21 protein-coding genes are annotated in these 21,535 nt (G+C 71.9%); 8 read left to right on the top strand and 13 right to left on the bottom strand.

Features of this window, described 5'->3' with window-relative positions:
* Window positions 1–21 precede the first annotated feature (21 nt).
* Both ABD331_RS35590 and ABD331_RS35595 read left to right on the top strand, forming a co-directional pair.
* On the top strand, window positions 22–849 hold the full coding sequence (locus tag ABD331_RS35590; protein WP_344484866.1) for a TetR/AcrR family transcriptional regulator: 828 nt from the start codon (window positions 22–24) through the stop codon (window positions 847–849).
* On the top strand, window positions 846–2,282 hold the full coding sequence (locus ABD331_RS35595) for an MFS transporter (protein ID WP_344484869.1): 1,437 nt from the start codon (window positions 846–848) through the stop codon (window positions 2,280–2,282). Before ABD331_RS35590 ends, ABD331_RS35595 begins: the two co-directional genes overlap by 4 nt.
* A gap of 18 nt (window positions 2,283–2,300) precedes the next feature.
* On the opposite strand, the gene ABD331_RS35600 is transcribed toward ABD331_RS35595, so the two are convergent.
* Entirely contained in the window at window positions 2,301–3,197 is an 897-nt protein-coding gene (locus tag ABD331_RS35600) for an alpha/beta hydrolase (RefSeq protein ID WP_344484872.1), read from the bottom strand.
* 369 nt (window positions 3,198–3,566) lie between these two features.
* On the opposite strand from ABD331_RS35600, the gene ABD331_RS35605 reads away from it, so the two are divergent.
* The gene (locus tag ABD331_RS35605) at window positions 3,567–4,181 is read left to right on the top strand and encodes a TetR/AcrR family transcriptional regulator (RefSeq protein WP_344484875.1); all 615 of its coding nucleotides are present in this window, start codon (window positions 3,567–3,569) and stop codon (window positions 4,179–4,181) included.
* A 91-nt stretch (window positions 4,182–4,272) separates the two neighbouring features.
* Here ABD331_RS35605 and ABD331_RS35610 read toward each other — a convergent pair whose 3' ends face one another.
* The 3 genes from ABD331_RS35610 to ABD331_RS35620 are packed head-to-tail and all read right to left on the bottom strand — an operon-like array spanning window position 4,273 to window position 7,711.
* The gene (locus tag ABD331_RS35610; protein ID WP_344485153.1) at window positions 4,273–6,006 is read right to left on the bottom strand and encodes an acetyl/propionyl/methylcrotonyl-CoA carboxylase subunit alpha; all 1,734 of its coding nucleotides are present in this window, start codon (window positions 6,004–6,006) and stop codon (window positions 4,273–4,275) included.
* Window positions 6,007–6,008: 2 nt separating this feature from the next.
* The gene (locus ABD331_RS35615; RefSeq protein WP_344484878.1) at window positions 6,009–6,185 is read right to left on the bottom strand and encodes an acyl-CoA carboxylase subunit epsilon; all 177 of its coding nucleotides are present in this window, start codon (window positions 6,183–6,185) and stop codon (window positions 6,009–6,011) included.
* On the bottom strand, window positions 6,182–7,711 hold the full coding sequence (locus tag ABD331_RS35620) for an acyl-CoA carboxylase subunit beta (protein WP_344484881.1): 1,530 nt from the start codon (window positions 7,709–7,711) through the stop codon (window positions 6,182–6,184). The genes ABD331_RS35615 and ABD331_RS35620 overlap by 4 nt, the downstream gene beginning before the upstream one ends.
* An 89-nt stretch (window positions 7,712–7,800) precedes the next feature.
* Here ABD331_RS35620 and ABD331_RS35625 point away from each other — a divergent pair, with 89 nt between their 5' ends.
* The gene (locus ABD331_RS35625; protein WP_425566116.1) at window positions 7,801–8,475 is read left to right on the top strand and encodes a TetR/AcrR family transcriptional regulator; all 675 of its coding nucleotides are present in this window, start codon (window positions 7,801–7,803) and stop codon (window positions 8,473–8,475) included.
* Window positions 8,476–8,512: 37 nt separating this feature from the next.
* On the opposite strand, the gene ABD331_RS35630 is transcribed toward ABD331_RS35625, so the two are convergent.
* Complete coding sequence (locus ABD331_RS35630; protein WP_344484887.1) at window positions 8,513–9,049, bottom strand: TetR/AcrR family transcriptional regulator; 537 nt, start codon at window positions 9,047–9,049, stop codon at window positions 8,513–8,515.
* A gap of 99 nt (window positions 9,050–9,148) precedes the next feature.
* Here ABD331_RS35630 and ABD331_RS35635 point away from each other — a divergent pair, with 99 nt between their 5' ends.
* A complete protein-coding gene (locus ABD331_RS35635; protein ID WP_344484890.1) occupies window positions 9,149–11,617 on the top strand; it encodes a beta-mannosidase in 2,469 nt (822 codons plus the stop codon).
* Window positions 11,618–11,665: 48 nt separating this feature from the next.
* Here ABD331_RS35635 and ABD331_RS35640 read toward each other — a convergent pair whose 3' ends face one another.
* From ABD331_RS35640 to ABD331_RS35650, 3 genes are read right to left on the bottom strand one after another with little or no spacing between them, the layout of a single operon-like run.
* Window positions 11,666–12,703 (bottom strand): LacI family DNA-binding transcriptional regulator, encoded by a 1,038-nt coding sequence (locus ABD331_RS35640; RefSeq protein WP_344484893.1) that lies wholly within the window; start codon window positions 12,701–12,703, stop codon window positions 11,666–11,668.
* 16 nt (window positions 12,704–12,719) lie between these two features.
* Complete coding sequence (locus tag ABD331_RS35645; protein ID WP_344484896.1) at window positions 12,720–13,049, bottom strand: hypothetical protein; 330 nt, start codon at window positions 13,047–13,049, stop codon at window positions 12,720–12,722.
* An 8-nt stretch (window positions 13,050–13,057) separates the two neighbouring features.
* Window positions 13,058–13,975 carry a DUF6772 family protein gene (locus ABD331_RS35650; RefSeq protein WP_344484899.1) on the bottom strand — a complete coding sequence of 306 codons (918 nt, stop codon included), beginning with the start codon at window positions 13,973–13,975 and terminating at the stop codon, window positions 13,058–13,060.
* Between the two features lie 152 nt (window positions 13,976–14,127).
* Here ABD331_RS35650 and ABD331_RS35655 point away from each other — a divergent pair, with 152 nt between their 5' ends.
* On the top strand, window positions 14,128–15,531 hold the full coding sequence (locus ABD331_RS35655) for an MFS transporter (protein WP_344484902.1): 1,404 nt from the start codon (window positions 14,128–14,130) through the stop codon (window positions 15,529–15,531).
* 85 nt (window positions 15,532–15,616) lie between these two features.
* On the opposite strand, the gene ABD331_RS35660 is transcribed toward ABD331_RS35655, so the two are convergent.
* The 3 genes from ABD331_RS35660 to ABD331_RS35670 all read right to left on the bottom strand — a co-directional run bounded on the left by ABD331_RS35660 (window position 15,617) and on the right by ABD331_RS35670 (window position 18,177).
* Complete coding sequence (locus ABD331_RS35660; protein WP_344484905.1) at window positions 15,617–16,651, bottom strand: hypothetical protein; 1,035 nt, start codon at window positions 16,649–16,651, stop codon at window positions 15,617–15,619.
* Between the two features lie 62 nt (window positions 16,652–16,713).
* Complete coding sequence (locus ABD331_RS35665) at window positions 16,714–17,010, bottom strand: hypothetical protein (protein WP_344484908.1); 297 nt, start codon at window positions 17,008–17,010, stop codon at window positions 16,714–16,716.
* Window positions 17,011–17,136: 126 nt separating this feature from the next.
* On the bottom strand, window positions 17,137–18,177 hold the full coding sequence (locus ABD331_RS35670) for an amidohydrolase family protein (RefSeq protein WP_344484911.1): 1,041 nt from the start codon (window positions 18,175–18,177) through the stop codon (window positions 17,137–17,139).
* A gap of 117 nt (window positions 18,178–18,294) precedes the next feature.
* Between ABD331_RS35670 and ABD331_RS35675 the strand changes: the two genes are divergently transcribed.
* Window positions 18,295–18,987 (top strand): TetR/AcrR family transcriptional regulator, encoded by a 693-nt coding sequence (locus tag ABD331_RS35675; RefSeq protein ID WP_344484914.1) that lies wholly within the window; start codon window positions 18,295–18,297, stop codon window positions 18,985–18,987.
* A 122-nt stretch (window positions 18,988–19,109) separates the two neighbouring features.
* On the opposite strand, the gene ABD331_RS35680 is transcribed toward ABD331_RS35675, so the two are convergent.
* The gene (locus ABD331_RS35680) at window positions 19,110–20,594 is read right to left on the bottom strand and encodes a beta-propeller fold lactonase family protein (protein ID WP_344484916.1); all 1,485 of its coding nucleotides are present in this window, start codon (window positions 20,592–20,594) and stop codon (window positions 19,110–19,112) included.
* Between the two features lie 128 nt (window positions 20,595–20,722).
* On the opposite strand from ABD331_RS35680, the gene ABD331_RS35685 reads away from it, so the two are divergent.
* A complete protein-coding gene (locus ABD331_RS35685) occupies window positions 20,723–21,148 on the top strand; it encodes a nuclear transport factor 2 family protein (RefSeq protein ID WP_344484918.1) in 426 nt (141 codons plus the stop codon).
* Window positions 21,149–21,205: 57 nt separating this feature from the next.
* Here the strand turns inward: ABD331_RS35685 and ABD331_RS35690 are convergent, their stop codons facing one another.
* On the bottom strand, window positions 21,206–21,442 hold the full coding sequence (locus ABD331_RS35690) for a hypothetical protein (RefSeq protein ID WP_344484921.1): 237 nt from the start codon (window positions 21,440–21,442) through the stop codon (window positions 21,206–21,208).
* Window positions 21,443–21,535 lie beyond the last annotated feature (93 nt).

A 21,535-nucleotide genomic window follows, 5' to 3' on the forward strand; every position in this document is an offset into this window, starting at 1 on the left:
TCACTCCGTACCGTACCGGGCATGACGAACTCCACGAACCGGCGCCGCGCGCCGGCCATGAGCCCCGAGCAGCGCCGCGAGATGATCGTGCGCGCCGCCCTCCCGCTGGTGGTCGAGTACGGCACGTCCGTGACCACCGCCCAGATCGCCCGCGCGGCGGGCATCGGCGAAGGCACGATCTTCCGCGCGTTCGGCGACAAGGAGACGCTGCTGGCCGCCTGCATGGCCGAGGCGGCGCGTCCCGACGACACGCTCGCCCACGTGGCGGCGATCTCCCTGGACCTGCCGCTGGCCGAGCGGCTGGAGGAGGCGGCCGACGCGCTGCGCGGCTACCTGGCCAGGATGGGCGCGGTCGCCGGCGCCCTGGCCGCCTCCGGCGGGCTGCGCCGCGAGCCCGGCTTCTTCGCGGGCTCGCGGCCCGGCCAGGAGGAGCGCGCCACAGGCGAGAGCGGCCCGCCCGAGGGCTCCACCACCGGAAGTCGCCCGCCCGAGAGCTCCACCGCCGAAAGGCGCACACCCGAGGGCTCCACCGCCGGGAGCCGCACACCAGCGGGGCCGACCGGCGCGGGCGACGGTCGCGCCCAGGGTGCGGCGGCCCGTGGCGGCGGCGGTTCGCCGGGGATCCCGGTCTCCGGCAGGGAGGCCTCGATGGCCGCCACCCGCGAGGCGCTCATGGGCCTGTTCGAGCCCGAGCACGACCGCCTCAGAGCCGCCCCGGAACGCCTCGCCGACGCCTTCGCGTTCATGACCATGGCGGTGGGCCGGGGCGGCCCCTCCCCCCTCACCTCGGCCGAACTAGTGGACCTCTTCCTGAACGGCGCACTCCTCAAGGAGGGCGAACAGGGATGACGCCACCGGACCTCTACGGCGACCTCCCGTCCCGCAGCCGCAACCTCATCACCTACGCCCTGCTCGCCTGCGCCTTCCTCGGCATGCTGGACGGCACCGTCGTCGGCACCGCCCTGCCGCGCATCGTCGAGCAGGTCGGCGGCTCCGGCGCCTGGTATGTCTGGCTGGTCACCGCGTACCTGCTCACCTCCTCCATCAGCGTCCCGATCTACGGCCGCTTCTCCGACCTCCACGGCCGCCGCCGGCTCCTCCTCTCCGGGGTGGCGATCTTCCTGGCGGGTTCGCTGGCGTGCGGCCTGGCCACCTCGATGCCGTTCCTGATCGCCGGCCGCGCCTTACAGGGCCTGGGCGCGGGCGCGCTGCTCACGCTGGGCATGGCGCTGGTCCGCGACCTGCATCCGCCCAGCCGCACCGGCGGGCTGATCCGCATGCAGACCCTGATGGCCGCGATGATGATCGTCGGCATGATCGGCGGCCCGCTGGTCGGCGGGCTGCTGACGGATCACGCGAGCTGGCGCTGGGCGTTCCTGGTCAACCTGCCGATCGGGACGGTCGCCGCCGCCGCGGTCGCGGTGCTGCTGCCCGACCGCAGGCTGCCGGGGGTGTCGGCGGGCAGGCTGGACGCCGCGGGCATCGCCCTGCTCACCGGCGGGCTGTCGCTGGTGCTGGCGGGCCTGAGCATCAAGGGCAACACCAGCCGGACCTGGGACGATCCGCTCGTCCTGGCGACGCTGCTGGCCGGTCTGGCCCTGCTGGCGGCGCTCGTCCCGGTGGAGCGGCGCGCCGCCACCCCGGTGCTCCCGCCCCACCTGCTGCGCACCCGCACCTACGCGGCGCTGCTCACGGGCGGCTTCTTCTTCCAGCTCGCCGCCCTGCCCGCGGGCGTCTTCCTGCCGCTCTACCTCCAGCACGTACGCGGCCACTCCGCCACCGTCTCCGGCCTCCTGCTGCTCCCGCTCCTGGTGGGCATGGTCGTCGGCAACCGGGCGACGGCCGGCCTCATCCTCCGCTCCGGACACACCAAACCCGCCCTCCTCACCGGCGCTGCGCTGCTGGCGGCCGGGTCGGCGGCGTTCTTCACCCTCGGCCAGGACACCTCCCCCGCCCTGACCGGGGCGTGGCTGCTGCTCATCGGCCTCGGCACCGGCCCCGCCATGGGCGGCCTGACCATCGCCACCCAGAACAGCGTCCCCCACGCCGACATGGGCACGGCCACGGCGGGGTCGATGCTCACCAAGCAGCTCGGGGGGACGTTCGGGCTGGCGTGCGCGCAGTCGCTGATCGGCGGGACGCGGATCACGGCGGCGGGGGTGGGCGGGACGATCGGCTGGCTGGGGACGGTGGCGGGGCTGCTCGCCCTCGCCGCCCTCCTGACGATGCGCGACGTCACCGTCGGCCACCGCACCCCCTCCCCCGCCACCACCTCCTCCTGACAAGCCGCTCGCTGGCTGCTAGACGCGGTCGGCGGGCTCGGGCAGGCGTGCCGTCCAGGCCGTGAGCCGGCTCAGGAAGGTACGGGCCGTCGGCGTCCGCTCGTCCCCGGCGAACAGCACAGCCGCGTGGAACGCGTGCGGCATGCCTTCGTACACGTCCAGATCCACCAGCACCCCAGCGGCGGCGGCCGCGTCGGCGAAGCGCCGCGTGTCCCGCAACAGAACCTCGTCCCCGCCGACCGCGAGCAGCAGCGGCGGCAGGCCGCGCGGATCACCGTAGATCGGCGACTGGGGCGCCTGGTCCGGGCGCGCCCCTGCGAGGTACTGCTCAGCGATCGCCCCCATCATGGACGGGTCGATCGAGTCCCGCCCACCACCCGCCGCGTCGCCCGGCTTCTGCGCCAGGTCGGTGACCGGCGAGACGGGGACGGCTCCGCCCGGCATGGGCTCCCCGGCTTCGGCGAGCATCAGGAGCGCCGAGAGGATCAGCGTCCCCCCGGCCGACTCGCCGACGAGCAGGATCCGCCCGGCGGGCACCCCCTGGGCGAGCAGGCTGCGGTGGACGGCCAGCACGTCCTCGACCGCCGCCGGGTAGGGGTGGGCGGGCGCGAGCCGGTAGTCCACGGTGAACGCCGGGCGGCCGGTGGCCTCGGACAGGCGGTGGGCCATGATGCGCTCCATCGGCGGGTTGCTGAAGGAGAAGCCGCCGCCGTGCACGTAGACGGTCACGCCCGCCTCGACGGCGGCGCCGCGGGCGGTGACCCAGGTGCCGGGGACGCCGCCCGTGTCCGGCAGCACGGGGTTCAGGTCGGCGTCGCCGTCGAGGACGGGCGGATCGGAGAAGACCTGACGCATCCGTGCGCGGACGGCGTCCTGCTCCTCAGGGGAGGCGGGAAGGTAGGTGATGGTCGGCAACAGGGAAGTCCTTTCATGGCATGCGTGAGAACCGCGCGCTGGGGCGCGATGGCAAGTTCGTGGGGGTGGCGCGCGTCAACGCCCAGGCTGCGAGGGCTGGGGCGGAACGAGGGCAGCCGCAGAGGCCGTCACAACGGGATGAATGACGCGCGGGCGCGTTGAGATCAGGCGCGGCCTGTGACGTGTGAGTCCACGGCGATCATCTCCCGGCATCAGGTGCCGCCCGCCCGCCGCCGTCTTCCCGGCCTGCGTCACACGGCACGCGGCCATTAGAAACGGCGTGACGATCACTTGTCAAGGCACGCCCCATGGGCGGCCGGGATATACTCGCCAGTCAAAGCGATGCGGCCATATCGGGAAGGTGGTGACATGGCCGAGCGACGTACCCGCGGGCCGGGAGCTCACCATGAGGAGCGCCGCAACCAGATCGCCGACGCGGTGCTCGCCATCGTCGCGGAGCGCGGTCTGGCCGCCGTGTCCCTGTCGGAGGTGGCGGCGCGGGCGGGCATCTCACCCGGCCGCGTGCAGCACTACTTTCCCGCCAAACGGCAGCTCATCGAGGCCGCCTTCGAGCGCGGCAACGCCCTCAGCAGCGCCCGCGTCAGGGAACGGACCGGCCGCGACCTGGACGCCGCCGAGCCGCGCCTGGTGCTCACGGTGGTGCTCACCGAACTGATCCCGTACGACGCCACGACCGAGGCGCACCTGCGGGTCCGGCAGTCCTTCCACGCTTTCGCGTTCGCCGACGAGACGATCGCGGCGCGGCTGCGCACCCTTTACGCCGACCTGCACGGCCAGCTGGGCGACCTCCTCCGCGTCGGCCAGCGGGCCGGTCACGTCTCCGGCGACCTGGACGCGCAACGGGCGGCCGTGGCGCTGGTGGCCCTGGCCGAAGGGCTGGCCGCCAACGTCCTCATCGGCGTCACCAGCGCCGACGACGCCCGCGACAGCGTGCTGGGCGCCGTCGCCGACCTCTACTCCTGATCGCCGTAACGACGCAGGCGGGCGCGTGCCGTCGCAGGCGTGCCGGGCTGGAAGACGGCCGGCGAGCCGCCGTTCGCCAGCTCCCGCCCCGTCACGGCTCGTCCTTGATCTCGCAGAGCACCGCCCCGGCCGTGACGGTCGCGCCGGCCACCGCCGACAGCCCGACCACCGTCCCGGCCTTGTGGGCGGTGAGGGGCTGCTCCATCTTCATGGCCTCCAGGACGACGACCGTGTCCCCCGCCCCGACGGTGTCGCCGTCGGCGACCACGACCTTGACGATCGTCCCCTGCATGGGGCTCACCAGGGCATCGCCACCCGCCGCCGGGGCCGCCGCGCTCCGGCCGCGCCGAGGGGCGGAGCGAGCCGCGGGCTTGGGGGCGGCGCGTCCGGCGAGCCCCGCGGGCAGGACGACCTCCAGGCGCTTGCCCCCGACCTCGACCGTGATGCGCTCAAGCTCGCCCGCCTCACCGCCCGCGACGGCCGGCCCGGCGTACGGGGTGAGGTCGTTGGCGAACTCGGTCTCGATCCATCGGGTGTGCACGGCGAAGTCGACGAAGGCCGGGTCGGTGACGACCTTCCGGTGGAAGGGCAGCGCGGTGGGCATGCCGTCGATCTCGAACTCGGCCAGGGCCCGGCGGGCGCGCTGCAAGGCCTGCTCGCGGGTGGCGCCGGTGACGATCAGCTTGGCGATCAGGGAGTCGTAGCAGCCGGGCACGGTCTCGCCCTGCTCGTACCCGCTGTCCAGGCGGACGCCGGGGCCGGAGGGGGCCCGCCAGCGGGTGATCGTTCCTGGGGCGGGCAGGAAGCCGCGGCCCGGGTCCTCGGCGTTGATGCGGAACTCGATGGAGTGGCCGCGCGGCGCCGGGTCGTCGTAGCCGAGCGGTTCGCCGCCGGCGATGCGGAACATCTCGCGGACCAGGTCGATGCCGGTGACCTCCTCGGTGACCGGGTGCTCGACCTGCAAGCGCGTGTTGACCTCCAGGAACGAGACGGTGCCGTCCTGCCCGACGAGGAACTCGCAGGTGCCCGCGCCGACGTAACCGGCCTCGCGCAGGATCGCCTTGGACGACTCGCGCAGCAACGCCTCCTGCTCAGCCGTCAGGAACGGCGCCGGGGCCTCCTCCACCAGCTTCTGGTGGCGACGCTGGAGCGAGCAGTCGCGGGTGGACACGACCACGACGCCGCCGTGGGCGTCCGCCAGGCACTGGGTCTCGACGTGGCGCGGCCGGTCCAGGTACCGCTCGACGAAGCACTCGCCCCGGCCGAACGACGCCACCGCCTCGCGGACAGCGCTGTCGTACAGGTCGGGGATCTCCTCCAGCGTGCGGGCGACCTTGAGCCCGCGCCCGCCGCCGCCGAACGCCGCCTTGATCGCGATCGGCAGCCCGTGCTCCTCGGCGAAGGCCACCACCTCGCCGACGCCCGCCACGGGATCTGGCGTACCGGCGACCAGGGGCGCGCCGACCTTCTGCGCGATGTGCCTGGCCCGCACCTTGTCGCCGAGCGCGGTGATCGCGGACGGCGGCGGCCCGATCCAGGTCAGCCCCGCGTCGAGGACGACCTGGGCGAAGGCGGCGTTCTCGGCCAGGAAGCCGTAGCCGGGGTGCACGGAGTCTGCGCCGGACCGCGCCGCCACCTCGACGATCTTCTCGATCGACAGGTACGTCTCCCCGTCGAGCGTGTACGCCTCGTCGGCCATCCTGACGTGCAGCGCGTCGCGGTCGGGCTCGGTGTAGACGGCCACGCTGCCGAGGCCGGCGTCCCGGCAGGCCCGGATGACGCGGACGGCGATCTCGCCGCGATTGGCGATGAGCACCTTGCGCAGGCTCACAACTGTCCTCCGAAGTTCGGCTCCCGCCAGCGGCCGGGGCCGGGCGTGAGGGGGCGCCGCAGCGGGTGGCGGCGGCGGCGCGTCACGGGTACGGGTGCTTGGGGTGCGGCCTGTAGCACGACGACGAGGGCGGCCAGTTCCTCAGGCGTCGGCGAGCCCTTGACGATCTTCATAGCGGGATGTTCCCGTGCTTCTTGGGCGGCAGGGCATCGCGCTTGCCGCGCAGCAGCCGCAGCGCGCGGGTGACCTCGCGGCGGGTCTCGCCCGGCCGGATCACCTTGTCCACGTAGCCGCGCTCGGCCGCCAGGTAGGGCGTGGCCAGGGTGTCCTCGTACTCGGCGATCAGCTCGGCGCGCAGCGCCTCGGGGTCCTCGGCGGCGGCCAGGCGCTTGCGGTGCAGGACGTTGACCGCGCCCTGCGCGCCCATGACCGCGATCTGCGCGGTGGCCCACGCCAGGTTGACGTCCGCCCCGAGGTGCTTGGAGCCCATCACGTCGTACGCGCCCCCGTACGCCTTCCGGGTGATCACGGTGACCAGCGGCACGGTGGCCTCGCCGTAGGCGTACAGGAGTTTGGCGCCGCGCCGGATGATGCCGTTCCACTCCTGGCCGGTGCCGGGGAGGAAGCCGGGCACGTCCACGAGCGTCAGCACCGGGACGCTGAAGGCATCGCAGGTGCGGACGAACCGGGCGGCCTTCTCGGAGGCGTCGATGTCGAGCGTGCCCGCCAGCCGCATCGGCTGGTTGGCGACGACGCCGACCGGGCGGCCCTCGATCCGGCCGAAGCCGATCACGATGTTGGGCGCGAACAGCTCCTGCACCTCCAGGAACTCGCCGTCGTCCAGCAGCGCGGCGATGACCTCGTGCATGTCGTAGGGCTGGTTCGGCGAGTCGGGGACGAGCGTGTCCAGGGCCGGGTCGTCTGACAGGTCCGCTTCGACGTGCGGGTGCGGCGGCTCGTCGAGGTTGTTGTCCGGCAGGTACGACAGCAGCGCCCGCGCGTAGCCGAGGGCGTCGTCCTCGTCGGAGGCCAGGTAGTGGGCGACGCCGCTGCGGCTGTTGTGCACCCGGCCGCCGCCCAGGTCCTCGAAGGACACGTCCTCGCCGGTGACGGTCTTGATGACGTCCGGGCCTGTGACGAACATGTGCGACGTCTCGTCCACCATGATCGTGAAGTCGGTGAGCGCCGGCGAGTAGACGTGGCCGCCCGCGCACGCGCCCATGATGAGCGAGATCTGCGGGATCACCCCGGACGCGCGGATGTTGCGGCGGAAGATCTCCCCGTACAGGCCGAGCGAGACCACCCCCTCCTGGATGCGCGCCCCGGCCCCCTCGTTGATGCCGATGATCGGGCAGCCGTTGCGCATCGCCAGGTCCATGACCTTGCAGATCTTCTGCCCGTACACCTCGCCCAGCGAGCCGCCGGCCACCGTGAAGTCCTGCGAGAACACGCACACCTGGCGGCCGTCCACCGTGCCGTAGCCGGTCACCACGCCGTCGCCGTGGCCGAGCGACCCCTTGGCGAGGGCGTCCAGCTCGACGAACGAGCCGTCGTCCAGCAGCCGCTCGATCCGCTCCCTGGCGGTCAGCCTGCCCTTGGCGTGCTGCTTGGCCGCCGCGCGCGCCTCGGCGACGTGCACCGCCTCGTCCAGCCGCTCCTTCAGGCGGGCGAGACTGCCCGCGGTCCCCTGCGCTGCCATCCACCACCATCCGCAAGACTGAGTTTCATAAGTACGGTACTCAGTTCCGCAAGTGTTGAACACCCCTGTTTCCCGGGAGAATGACCCCTGTGCCGAAACCTCCGATCAAACACCGCCTCGCCGAGGCCGCCGTGGCGCTGTTCGACGAGAAGGGCTACGACGCGACCACCGTCGACGACATCGCGGCGCGCGCGGGCGTGAGCCGCAGCACGTTCTTCCGCTACCACCGCTCCAAGGAAGACGCGATCTTCCCCGACCACGACGCGCTGCTCGACCGGATCGACGCCCGGCTGCGCGCCTCCACGGCGGGCACCGCGATCGTCGCCATCACCGACGCCGTGCGCATCGTGCTCGCCCACTACGTGGACGACGCCGAGGTCTCGCTCCGCCGCTACCGGCTCGTCCGCCAGGTGCCCGCCCTGCGCGACCGCGAGATCGCCAGCGTCGCCCGCTACCAGCGGCTGTTCCGCGAGTTCGTCGGCGCCTGGCTGGGCGACTCGCCCGACGCCGGGCTGCGCGCCGAGCTCATGGCGGCCTCGGTGGTGGCCGCGCACAACCAGGTGCTGCGAGGGTGGCTGCGCTCCGGCGGCACGTACGACCCGAGCGGGCCGCTCGACCACGCGCTCGGGTACGTCATCGCCACCTTCCGCCATCTCGAACAGCCCCAGGACGACGACCAGGTCGTCGTCGCCACCTTCAGCCGCGCCGCGACGCCGCAGGCCGTCATGGCCGCCATCCAGCAACACCTGGAGTCCCGCGGCTGACGCGTCGGGGCGTCCGGCCGCGCGGATGCGAGGGTTCCTAGAGGAGGGCGGCCTGCAGACGCTTGAGGTCGGCGACGATGTCGGTGGACGGGTCGCGCAGCCACTGGATCTGCAGCCCCTCCGCCGCCGCGAGCAACACCCTGGCCTGCCATTCCCGCCCAGGCCCGAGGTGCCGTTCGAGCAGCCCGGCGATGTGGCGGGTGCGCCGCTGGAAGAAGGCGTGCGCCGGATGCCCGGGGTCGGCGGAGGCGGCGGTCATGTCGACGAACAGCTTGACCAGCCCAGGGGTGCGGGTGGTGTCGGCGAGCAGCGCCCAGATGCCGTCCATGGTGCCGAGGTCGTAGGAGCCGGCGTGCTCGCGGTCGCGGGCCTCGAGTATCGCCACGAGCAGCTCGTCCTTGCTGCCGAAGTAGTGCAGCACCCCTGCCTCGGTGAGCCCCACGGACGCGGCGATGGACTTCAGCGCGGGCCCCTGCCGTCCTGAGGTCTGGTAGGCGTCCAGCGCGGCGCGGAGGATCTCCGCGCGACGCGCGATGCCCTTCGAGTACGGCCCCCGCCGCGTCGCGCCGCTCATGGTCAGAACGTATCGCACCCACCGGAACGCCCACCCGCGAAAACCTAGCGTCACTGGGTTTTCGCGTCTACAGTGACGTCAGCCGACCGAAGGAGTGCGATGTTCCTCGACCGCTTCGAGCTCACCCACGACGAGGCGGGAGGCTGGCATCCCGCGAAGGTCCCCGGCGGCGTCCACGAGAGCCTGATCGCCGCCGGCCTGCTCGGCCACCCCTACTACGGCGACAACGAGCACGCGGCCCGCTGGGTGGAGGAGGAGACCTGGTGGTACCGCACCGCGTTCGACGGCCCCGACGACCTCGCGCCCGGCGAGCGGCTGCGCCTGATCTTCCCCGGCGTGGACACCGTCGCCTCGTTCTGGCTGAACGGCGAGCTCATCGGCTCGCACGAGTCGCAGTTCAGGCCGGCCGTCTTCGACGTGACCTCGCTGGTCAGGGCGCGCAACGAGCTGCGGATCCGGTTCACGCCGCCGCTGGCCGGGCTGACGGCGCCGCCCGACATCACCGACACGGTCGCCCGCATGAAGGCCATCCTCGGCGCGCACGCCCCCGGCGACGTGCCGGAAGGGGAGGAGCCGCCGGGGGTGATGTCCGCGAACCTCGCCCTCACCCTGCGCCGCAAGGCCACGTTCTCCTGGGGCTGGGACTTCGGCCCCCGGCTGCCGTCCGTCGGCCTGACCCGACCGGCCGAGCTGCGCCGCGAGCGCGGCGCCGTCGTGTCGGCGCACCACCTGCGCGTCACCTCCGTCCAGGACGGGACGGCGCGGGTGGCGGTGGACGTCGAGGTGGACGCCTTCGCCCACGACGGCCCCCTGACGCCGGTCGTCACGCTGACCGCGCCCGACGGCCGCACCTTCACCGGCACCACCAGCGTCACCGTGGCCGACGCCCGGCTCTGGTGGCCGCACGACCTGGGCGAGCAGCCGCTGTACGAGGTGTCGATCGAGCTGACCACCCCCGACGGCCAGGTGCTCGACCGGGTCCGTGACCGGATCGGGCTGCGGACCGTCACGCTGGACCGCTCGCCGGACGAGGAGGGCGGACGCCTGTTCCGCTTCGTCGTCAACGGCGTCCCGACGTTCGCCAGGGGCGCCAACTGGGTGCCCGCCAGCATGCTGACCGGCTCGGTCACCCCGGAGACGGTCCGCGCGCTGGTCGAGACGGCCCGGCGCGGCAACATGACCATGCTGCGGATCTGGGGCGGCGGCACGTACGAGCAGGACGCCTTCTACCAGGCCTGCGACGAGCTGGGCGTCCTCGTCTGGCAGGACTTCATGTTCGCCTGCGTCGACTACCCCAGCGACGACCCCACGCTGCGCGCCGAGGTCGCCCAGGAGGCGGAGTACCAGGTCAAACGGCTGCGCAACCACCCCTGCATGGCCCTGTGGGCGGGCAACAACGAGGTGCACGCCATGCACGGGCTGATCCACCGGGGCTTCGAGCCGGGCAACTGGGGCTGGGCGTTCTTCCACGACCTCCTGCCGTCGGCGGTGTCCCGGCTCAGCCCGGAGATCCCGTACTGGCCTGGCAGCCCCTACTCCGAGCTCAAGCGCATGAACGGCGTCATGGACGGCGACCGGCACGCCTGGGAGGTGTGGCACGGCGTGGACGTCGGCGCGGGCGGCCCTGCCGCGTTCGCCTCACGCGGCGAGGCCGTGCACTTCTCGCGCTACCGCCACGACAAGGGGCGGTTCATCAGCGAGTTCGGCCTGCACGCCGCGCCCGCGCTGGACACCCTGCGCCGCTGGACGCCGCCCGGATCCCTGGAACTGCACAGCCCCCAGTTCAGGCACCGCAACAAGGACGTGCCCAGGAACAAGGGCGACGACCTCATGTCGGTGGAGACGGGCCTGCCCGCCGGCCTGGAGCAGTACGTCGACTTCTCGATGGCCTGCCAGGCCGAGGGGCTGAAGTTCGGCATCGAGCACTACCGGCGGCGCCAGCCGGTCTGCTCGGGCGCCTTGATCTGGCAGTTCAACGATCCGTGGCCGGGCCTGTCGTGGTCGGTGGTGGACCATGACCTGGTGCCCAAGGCGGGCTTCTACTTCGCGCAGCGCGCCTACCGGCCCGTGCTGGCGAGCTTCGTCCGGGAGGACGACGGCGACCTCACGCTGTGGGTCACCAACAGCGGGCGCGCCGAGGCGGCTCTGGAGCTGCGGGTCGAGGTGGCCACGTTCGCCGGGGAGAGTGTGCTCGACGAGCGTGTCGCCGTCGTCGCGCCGCCCGGCTCCTCCCGGCCGGTCTGGTCGGCCCCCGCCGCCGCCTACCGGCCGGGGCCCGACCGGTTCGCCTGGGTGTCGGGCGAGGGCGTCGAGCCCAACCGGCTGTTCTTCGCGCCGCTGAAGGACCTGCCGCTCGGCGAGGGGCGGATCGAGGCCAGGTACGGCGACCGCGCGGTCACCCTGGTCTCGCGCGGCTACACCTACCTGGCCCGCGTCCTGTCGCCGTCCCCCGGCGTCACGTTCAGCGCCGGCTACCTGGACCTGCGTGACGGGCAGGAGGCGCGGATCGAGGTCGGCGGGCAGGCCGCGGACCTCCGCGTCGCCTGGTACGGCGGCCCGACACCCTGACCACGCCCGCTCACCTCACCGACCGCCCCCGTCCCTGGGACAGCGCCCTCATCCCGTCGACTGGCGTTCGACCAGCTCGGCGGGGAGCCGGGTGCTGGTCCTCGGCCGGTCCCGGTCGGCCATGCGGCGCAGCAGCAGATCCACCCCGGCCGTGCCCACCTCGTCGGCCGGCAGCCTGATGGTGGTCAGGGCCGGCTGGAGGTAGGCGGCGAACGGGTGGTCGCCGTACCCGAGGACGCGCACGTCATCGGGCACGGTCAGCCCGCACTCCCGGATGGCCCGGTAGACGCCCAGCGCCACGTAGTCGTTCGCGGTGACCACCAGGTCCGGGTGGTTGCCCGGCGTGATCACGTTGGCGGCCAGCGCGTACGCGTCGTCGGGGCTCCACGGCAGGCTGGCGCCGCTCGTCCGCCGGGTGGGCACCTTGAGCACGAGCGAGTGCTCGTGCGCGACGCCCAGGTCGTCGAGCGCGCGGCGGAAGCCCGCGATCCTGGCGGCGACCGTGCTGACGCGCAGGTCCTCCTCCAGCAGCCAGATCCGCCGGACGCCGGGAGGGGCCACCCGGACGATCGCGTCACGGATGGCCGACTCCACGTCGATGCCGACGAAGTCCAGCCCGCGGCCGGGGATGTCGCGGCTGAGCTGCACCACGGGGATGCCCGCCTCGCGCAGCGCGTCCCACACGTCGCTGCTGCTCTCGGTGGCGACGCCGAGCACGCCGTCCACGCCGAACCGCAGCAGCTCCTGCACCGCGCGTTCCTCGTTGTCCGCGGAGTCCTCCGTCACCAGGAGCAGCACGGAGTAGCCGCCGGCCCGGCACTGCCGTTCGACCGCGGAGATGAGCGCGGCGTAGAACGGGTTGGACGGGTTGGTGATGACCAGGCCGACGACCATGGTGCGGCCTGACACGAGCGAGCGGGCATGGCTGTTCGGGACGTACCCGAGCCGCTTGGCCTCGGCGCTGACCAGGGCCCTGGTGTCCTCACTGACCTGGTCCTTGCCGGCCAGGGCCCGCGACACGGTGTTGACCGACAGGCCCAGCCGGTCGGCCACGTCCCGTAGCGTCACCCGTTGCGAACGTGCCATCCCGTCATCCTCCGGCTCAGCTCTTGCCCACCAAGTAGATCCGCAGTCTGGCAGCCGGGGCGGCGTCGCCGGAAACCCTGCAGCGTACGCGCAGCCACTGCCCGAAACCGCTGACCGGCCAGCTCGTCATCCCCGGCTCCTCGACCCGCACCGGCGGCACGTCGGCGGGGCACCAGGTGAGGCCGTCCGGTGAGATCTCGGTGGTCAGCTCCAGCGTCCCGGTCAGCTCGTGCGCCTGGACGAAGAAGCGCGCCTCCGCGGCCCACGGCAGCTCGTACGGCTCGGTGGCGAGTTCGTCGTTCACCAGCGCGGCGCGTTCCAGCACCGCGGTCATGGTCGATCGCATCGTCGTCGTCACCAATCCACCGAGATAAGCACGGAGTCGAGGAAGAGGAAGTTGCGGATCCCGGCGTGGGTCCGTACCGAGAAGTAGAAGTTGAGCAGGTTGTCCAGGGTGCTGTAGCGGTCGGGGTAGACCGGCACCGGCACGTCGCTCATGTCCATGACGCGGTCGTTGAGCCGCAGCTCCACGTTCTTGCGGGTGGCGGTGTCGATGTCCCAGCGCAGGTAGTGCCAGTTGATCTTGGTGGGCACCTCGTTGGCGCACAGCTCCAGGGGCTCGCCGAAGTAACGCCAGTCGTCCGGGTCGGGCGCGGTGAAGTCGGCCGCGTACGGCAGGGCGAACTTGCCCTCCTGGTGGTCGCGCGGCGTCGGCTCGGGGACCACCGGATACATGAACCGCTGGGTCATCTCGCCCGCCAGATTCGTGTTCTGGTAGCGGAGCACGTTGTGGTAGCGCACCCCGTTGTCGGCGCAGATGTCGGTGGCCACGGTGAACGCGCCGAACTGCGACTCCGACGGGTGCCGGTTGCCGTCCCAGGCGACGCTGGCGGGCAGCTCGTGGCCGACGGTAGCCTCCGCCTTGTAAGCGAAGTACGTCTCGATGCGGACGCGGCCCCGCCCGGCCATGGTGAGCCGGCGGATGCCCGTGGCCGTGTGCCCCGGGTAGGGGCGGGTGGCAAGCTTGAGGGCGTAGTTGCCGCTGAGCGTGCCGTGCGTGCCGACGTCGAAGAACGAGCAGGAGGAGAGCTGCGGCGGCCGGAAGTCGCGCATGTGCTCGTCGACCGTGCCGAGGTCACCCCGGCCGTCGTAGTTGCCGATCAGCTCGGTCCAGCCGTGGGTGGTCGAGTCGAACCGGTCGAAGCACAGGATCCGGCCGAGCGGATCGTACTTCGACAGCCCGGCGTCGATGGCCGGCGCTGCGAGTCCCATGCGCAGTCCTCTCTCATTAACGCTCATGTAAACACCTGATTGCCGAAACCCTTGACCTGCTGAGCAGGCCACTCGTAATGTTGCGGCCACATTAACGTTAATGGTCCGAATGCAGGTGCGCAATCGGCAAACTGGATTGAGGGAGTCAACGGATGACGAGACGGCTGAGCCGGGCGACGATCGCCTCCACGGTCGGCACCGCGCTCGAGTGGTACGACTTCTCGCTGTACGGCACAGCCGCCGCGCTGGTGCTGCCCCAGGTGTTCTTCCCCGCCGGCGACCCCGTGGCGGCGACCCTGTCGTCGCTGGCCACGTTCGCCGTCGGGTTCTTCGCCCGGCCCGTCGGCGGCATCGTCATCGGCGTGCTCGGCGACCGCGTCGGCCGCCGCACGATGCTGTTCGTCACGCTGCTCCTGATGGCGGCGGCGTCCACACTGATCGGCCTGCTGCCCTCCTACGCCTCCGTCGGCGCGGCGGCCCCGGTCATGCTCGTCGCGCTGCGCGTCGTGCAGGGGCTCGGCGCGGGCGGCGAGTACGCGGGCGCCATGCTGATGTCCGCCGAACACGCCGAGACCCGGTCACGCGGGCTGAACGCCAGCGCCCCGACCCTCGGCAACGCGGTCGGCTCACTCGTCGCGACCGGCGTCTTCTTCCTCGTCTCCGCGGTCATGCCGCACGAGGCCTTCATCGACTACGGCTGGCGCATCCCGTTCCTGCTCAGCGTCTTCGTCGGCGTGGCCGGCGTCATCGTACGGATGAAGGTCTCCGACACCCCCGAGTTCCGCGAGGCGCGCGACAACCCCGGCGCCGGCGGCGAGCGGGCGATGGCGCCGCTGCGGGCGCTGTTCGCCTCCTCCCGCCACAAGATCGTGCCCGGCATGCTCATCAGCATCGCGCCGAACGTGATCAGCTACCTGCCGTCCGTCTACGCCCTGACCTACCTGACCACGCACGTGCACACCGAGGCGTGGGTCGGCCTGATCGGCGTGGTGATCGCCAACCTGGTCAAGCTCGTCACTGTGCCGACCGCGGGCTGGCTCTGCGACCGGTACGGGCGGCGGCCGGTCATGGTGGCCGGATCGGTGGCCGCCGCGGTGCTGTTCTACCCGTTCTTCTTCATGCTCGACACCGGCACCCCTGTCGTGATCTGGGCGGCCTTTGTGATGATCTACACGTTGTGCAATGATCTGACGCTCGCGTCGCAGGCCACGATGATGTCGGAGCTGTTCGACGTCCGGTACCGGTACACCGGGGTCACGTTCACCCGTGAGATCGCGGGGGCCGTCGTGGGGGGTTGCATTCCCTTTGTGGCTGCCTGGCTGGACGGGTGGTCCGGTGGGCAGCTCTGGCCCATCGTGGTGGTGTCGGCTCTGCTGTGCTTGCTGTCGGCGTTCGGCACCAGGTTCATCGAAGAGCCCGCCCACCTGCGTGAACCGGCGCCGGCGGCGCGCTGCGGCGCGGTCGGCGCGTTGCGGCGCGGTCGGCGCGTTGCGGCGCGGTCGGCGCGTTGCGGCGCGGTCGGCGCGTTGCGGCGCGGTCGGCGCCCACCTGCGTGAACCGGCGCCGGCCGGCGCGCTGAGGCCCGGCCGATGCGCTGACCCCGCCCGGTCCGGTTCGAGCCCCACCGCCCGGGGCCGGCCGTCAGGTCTCGGCGAGGGCGGCGGCCCGTTCCAGGGCGCGGCGGGCGTCCTGGGGTGATCGCCTGCCGAGACCGCAGGCGGAAGCGACGTCCACCGGCCGCTCCAGCAGGCGCTCCACCCGCTCCAGGATCGCCCGCTGCTCGCCGGCGTCCTGGCCCTCGTGCGCCAGACCGGCGACGAACCGGACCCGCGACGGCATCCCGGCCAGCGCGGACAGCCCGCGGTAGAAGTTCTCGTCCAGCGGCGGCGGCTGGTCGCCCGCCGCCAGCGGCACGTGGACGTACTCCAGCGGCCTTCCCTGCGGCCAGTACCGCAGCAGCGCCTTGACCAGGGCCACCAGGGCGGAGGCGGAGCCCAGCGGGCGCAGCGCCTTGTTGCCGAGGTCGCCGACGCACAGGTGCACGCCGAACCGCGTACCGGACGGCGCGACGACGGCCTGCTTGACCAGCCCCCGCACCAGGGCGCGGGCCGCCGCGGCCCGCAGCGGGCGAGGCAGCCCCTCCACCAGCACCAGCTCACCTGGCACCTCGATCTGGAACACCACGTCCTGGCCGCCCCAGGCGGCGATCTCGGCGATCTCCCGGGCGAGCGCGGCGCGGACCACGCCGCGCAGCCGCACCGCGCCCGCCGCGCCGAACGCGAAGTACGCGAGGTCGAAGTCGCCCGGCAAGCCGACCTGGAACGACACCTCCGGCAGCCCGTGCTCGGCGCGGACCTGCCTGAACACCGTGTAGCTCTCCCTGGCGACGTTCGCGTAGCCGAGGCGCAGCGAGTCCGGGGTAAGGCGGTGCCCGCGGCGCACCTTGAACAGGGGACGGCTGTCGTAGCTCGAGTAGTCGCCGTCCTTGACCAGTTCGAGGCCGGGGTGGTCGCGCAGGCCGTCGATGACGTTGACGATCCAGCGGCTGCGCTCCCCCGTCTCGCCGTCGGGTAACGAGCGCAGGAAGGGACCGGCGACCTCGGCGATGGTGGTCATGGCCGCGGAGGTTCCGGCAGCCGGATAGCTGCCGACGAGGTGGACGCGCCGGCGCGACATGGATGTCCCCTCATCTCCGCAAGGTTCGGCCGCCACGCCTGGCTTCTTCGCCCCCGTGGGCGTCAGTCATTGTGATAACCGCCGTCAGGCTGGTACCCGCCATCGGGCTGGTACCCGCCATCGGGCTGGTACCCGCCATCGGGCTGGTAGCCACCGTCAGGCTGGTAGCCGCCGTCAGGCGAGATGGGGGCACCGGATGCCTCCCAGGGGAACTGCCGCGCGACGCCCGGCGCCGCCGCAGACTTCTCGATGCAGCTCCCCGTGCACGAAGCCGCCCCTGCCGCCGTCCCCCCGAACGTCACCATGGCCGTAGCCAGCAGACCCGCCGTCGTCGTGGCGGTCACGAGCTTCCTGATCATCTTTACCCCGTCTCCCGGTCGTCTGCTCGTCCGGCCGGATGGCCGCGATGATGTCGACGCGTCTCTCGCACCGTACGAGCCTGTCGTTGAGGAGGTTGTGACCGAGGGCACTAAAGTGGCGCCGGTTCATCCCGATATGGACGTCCTCGGCGCGCGGGCGGTGAGGCGTTCCCAGTTGCGGTGCGCGATGTCGGCCTTCTGCTCGTCGGTGAAGGGCGCGCTCTCCAGAAAGGAACGGGCGACGCCACCGCTGGTGTCGACGTAGGGAAACCCACCGGGCCGGAACCCGTAGGTGAAGGGGTAGTCGGTGGAGTACAGCATCCGGTCGGCGCCCATGACCTCGGCGGTCCAGCGCAGGTAGCGCGGGCTGCTGGTGCCGCTGCCGGCGACCCAGAAGTTCTGCCTGAAGTAGTCGGCGAGCGGCCGCTGAAGGCCGCCGGCCTGGGCGAAGAAGCCGGTGTGGTCGAGGTAGAACAGGACGACCTCGCCCCAGTGTCCGGCGATCACCTGCAGGTCGGAGAACCGGTCGAAGACACCTGAGAAGATCATCCGCAGATATTGGACGCCCAGGTCGTAGTACCAGCCGATCGCCGCTCCAGCCAGCGGCGTGCCGATCGGGCCGATGCCGGAGTAGTAGGCGTCGATCACCGGCTGGACCGGCAGCTGCGGGTGGAAGTGCAGCGGCACGCCGAGCCGCTCGGCGGTGGCGTACAGCTCGTCGTTGTCGGGGTGGTCGGCCAGTTTGTCGCCGGTGCGGCCGTACAGCATGGCGCCGGGAAAGCCCAGCTCGCCCACCGCCCGCTCCAGCTCGGCCGCGGCGGCGTCCGGCGACTGGGTGGGAATCGCGGCGAACGCCTGGAAACGGTCGGGACGCGAGGCGACGATCTCCGCGAGCTGGTCGTTGGCCTCGCGAGCCACCGTGATCGCCTCGGTGGTGGGCAGGTCCTGCACGCCGGGTGAGGACAGGGACAGTACGGCGACGTCGATGCCCTGGTCGTCCATGTGGGCGAGTCGCTGCTCGCCGGTCTCGCGCAGGTTCCCGGCGATCGGGCTGTCGCCGAAGCCGCGGGCGGGGATCTGCGGTGATCCAGCCCGCTGGTACGCCTCGTGGACGGCGGGCACGACGACGGTCTCTTCCACTCCGATGATCCGCAGACGGTCGGCCATGCTGACGCTCTCCCTATGGCTGTTTCCGATGGCAACGGAGGAATGTTATCATCATTATTATCAATGTAAATCACACCGATAAGATCTGCGCTATGCGACAGGTGTTACCATTGATACATGGCTGACCCGTCCCCAGCACGCGAGCAGACCCGCCGCCGGATCATCGACGTCGCGATCGACCTGCTGGAGCGCGGTGGCCGCGACGCGGTCACCACCCGCGCGGTCGCCGACGCCGCCGGGCTGCAACCACCGGCCCTGTACCGGCTGTTCAGCGACAAGGAGGGGCTGCTCGACGCCGTCGCCGAACACGGCTTCATCCGGTTCCTCGCCGCCAAGCACCTCGACCCGGACCCGCAGGACCCGATCAAAGAACTACGTGTGAGCTGGGATGTCGCCGTCGAGTTCGGGCTGGCCAACCCCGCGCTGTACACGCTGATGTACGCCGAGCCCGCCAGGTCCACCGCCGCCTTCCGGGTCGGCCTCGAACACCTCATGGAGCGCGTCCGCCGCCTGGCCCTCACCGGCTTGCTGCGGGTGGAGGAGAGTCTCGCGGCCCAGATCATCCACGCCACGGCCCGCGGCGCCGTCCTGACCTGGCTGTCCCTGCCCGAGCCTCAGCGCGACCCCGCCCTGCTCCTCGCCCTGCGCGAAGCGATGATCACTGCCGTCACCACCCAGGAGGCGGCCGTGCAGGAGCAGGGCCCGGCCGGCGCCGCCCGGGCCCTGCGCGCCGCGTTGCCCGACCAGAACGTTCTCAGCCACGCTGAACAGCGGCTGCTGACGGAGTGGCTGGATCGCCTGTCCGCATAGCCGTCCCCGCCGCATCACGTCAGCGGGTGAGGATGCGACGTCTCCTCGTCAGTGTGGACGAACGGGCGGTGCCACGCCCTGCCACCGGACCGCGGCCCGTGAGCCCTGCCGACCGGCTGTCGCTAGGGGACGACGACGTCGTGGGTGACGGTGCCGGCCGTGGTGCCGTTGCACAGGACGCCCTGGCCGGTGGAGACCATGACCGTCGAGCAGCCCTCGTTGTCGGTGACGACCAGGCTCACCCGGTACGTCCCCGCTCGCGCGTAGCGGTGGCTGATCCGGGGATCGGCGGTGGTGCGGGTGGTGCCGTCGCCGAAGGCCCAGCGGTAGGCGGCGACGCGGCCGTCGGGGTCGGCCGAGGCCGACGCGTCGAGGGTCACCGTGCGTCCGCCGGGCCTGGCGGTGAAGGCGGCGGCCGGTCCCTGGTCGGGCAGGACCGCGGCCGAGTTGTAGGCGGGCTCGCTGCCGCCGGTGGGGAAGGGCTCGTCGGACAGGGGCCGCATCGTCCCGCCGGGGCCGATGCCGAACGCGCTGAGTCCTCCGGTGGGGCCCTCGGTGACGCCGGGGAGGTCGGTGGAGGCGTACAGGAATCGTCCGTCCGGCAGGATGACGATGCCGACCGGACCGAGGCCGGCCGGGACCGGCGAGCCCTTGACCGGCGTGAGCGACCCGTCGGCGCCGACGGAGAAGCCCGACACCGCGCCGTCGCCCGGCGGCGTGCCGCCGCCGCCCGCGGCCGGGCTGGCGACGTAGACGAAGCGTCCGTCAGGTGAGGTGGTGATGCCTTCAGGGAAGGTGGGCACGTCGTACGGCGAGCGGGGCAGCGCGGTCAGCGTGCCGTCGGAGCCGATCGCGAAGCCGTGGACCTGCGAGGTGTCGCTGCAGGTCAGATAGATCCGGCGGCCGTCGGGAGAGATGGTCATGGCCCCGCAGAACCGGCCCACCCTGATCGGCGGCTTGATCTCGGTGAGGGTGCCGTCGCCCTTGATGGCGAAGGTGCTGATCGCGCCGACGGAGTTGAGCCGGTCGGGGCCGGGGTCGCCGTGGCCGACGTACAGGAAACGGCCGTCGGGTGTGACCGCCAGCCCGCGCGGGTTGGCCACGCTGGTCTCGGTGGGCGAACCGGGGAGCGGCCGGAGCCGGCCGTCGGGAGCGATCGTGAAACCGGCCACCGACTTGCTGAAGACGTGGGCGACGTACAGGTGGCGTCCGCTCGGCGTGACGACGATGCCCAAGGGGGTGTCGCCGCCGGTCTCGACGGTGTCCGCGCCGTTGGGCAGCGGGGTCAGCCGCCCTCGCGGCCCGACCGCGTACGCCGAGATCGTGCCCGGCTCGTCCTCGCCCGCGTTGGACGCGTAGGCCAGGCGGGCGTCCGGGGTGAGCGCCATCTGACGGACGCCGGGGCCCGCGGGCACGGGGTCGCCGGTCAGGACCGGGCGCCCGCTGGACAGGTCGACGACGAACCTGGAGATGCTGGTGGACTCGCTGTTGGACACGTAGACGACGCGCTCCCCCACCTCTTGGGGCGCGGCGCCGTGGGCCCCGGACGGGATCAGCGTGGCGGGGACCAGCAGGGCGGCGAGAGACAACAGGCGGCTAGTACGCACAAGGCCCTCCGTGCAGGTGGTTGCGGTTTCAACCACCAAGGCGTTCCTTTCCGTTCCATCGGCGTTGCGGCCCATCTTCCGTATACTGTACGGTACGCCGTACGGTAACTGATGAGGGGAAGACGCGGATGTATGAGCCGAGCAGCGAGGAGCTGGCGAGCGTCGAGCAGTGGTTCGCCGAGTACGACGCGCTGGCCGAGCAGGGCGCGATCGAGAAGCTGGCCGACCTGGCCGTCTTCCCGATGAACCTGGCCACCGACGTGCCAGGAGGCCACGCGGCGGTGCGGCAGTGGACGCGCAAGGAGTACCTGGAGGCGATGCGGGAGGCCATGGGCGGCGGCACGGCCGGGCTGGACCTCCGGTCGAAGCGGATCCCGCACTTCCTGAGCCCGAACCTCGTGGTGGTGGAGACCGAGGCGACCATGACGGTCGAGGGTGCGCGGCAGGAGATGCACTACGCCGATCTGCTCGTACGGACCGAGGACGGCTGGGGGTTCCAGACGATGGTGCAGAGCGGGTGGGGTCACGGCTGGGCTCCGGCCAGGCGCGGCTGAACGGGGCGCGCCACTTTGCCGGTCGGCGCCCGCCCTGGGCGCCGACCGGCACGGTTTCTACCTGCTGTGATCGATGACGTTGCCGTTGGAGCAGTTGTTCACGTGATCGCTCACGTAGTCCCCCAGGGCCGGCACCACCGCCACCTCCTGCAGGCAGACGGCCGCGGCGGTGAAGTTCCAGTTGTTCGCCGCGTTCACCCCGCCGCCGAAGTTCGAGTCATGGTCGGCGTGGGCGGGAACGGCGATCCCCACCGCGCCCAGGGCGAGCAGCATGGTCACGAGAGCCCGTTTCATGAGTTCACTCTCCGTCGTTGAATCGAATGCCTCGACTACTTAGAGTAATGAAAACATTGCCAAGAGTGAAGAAGCTCGTGACGTTGCGGTGGA

Origin of the sequence: Nonomuraea monospora (assembly GCF_039531895.1) — a bacterium.
Taxonomy (GTDB): Bacteria; Actinomycetota; Actinomycetes; order Streptosporangiales; family Streptosporangiaceae; genus Nonomuraea; species Nonomuraea monospora.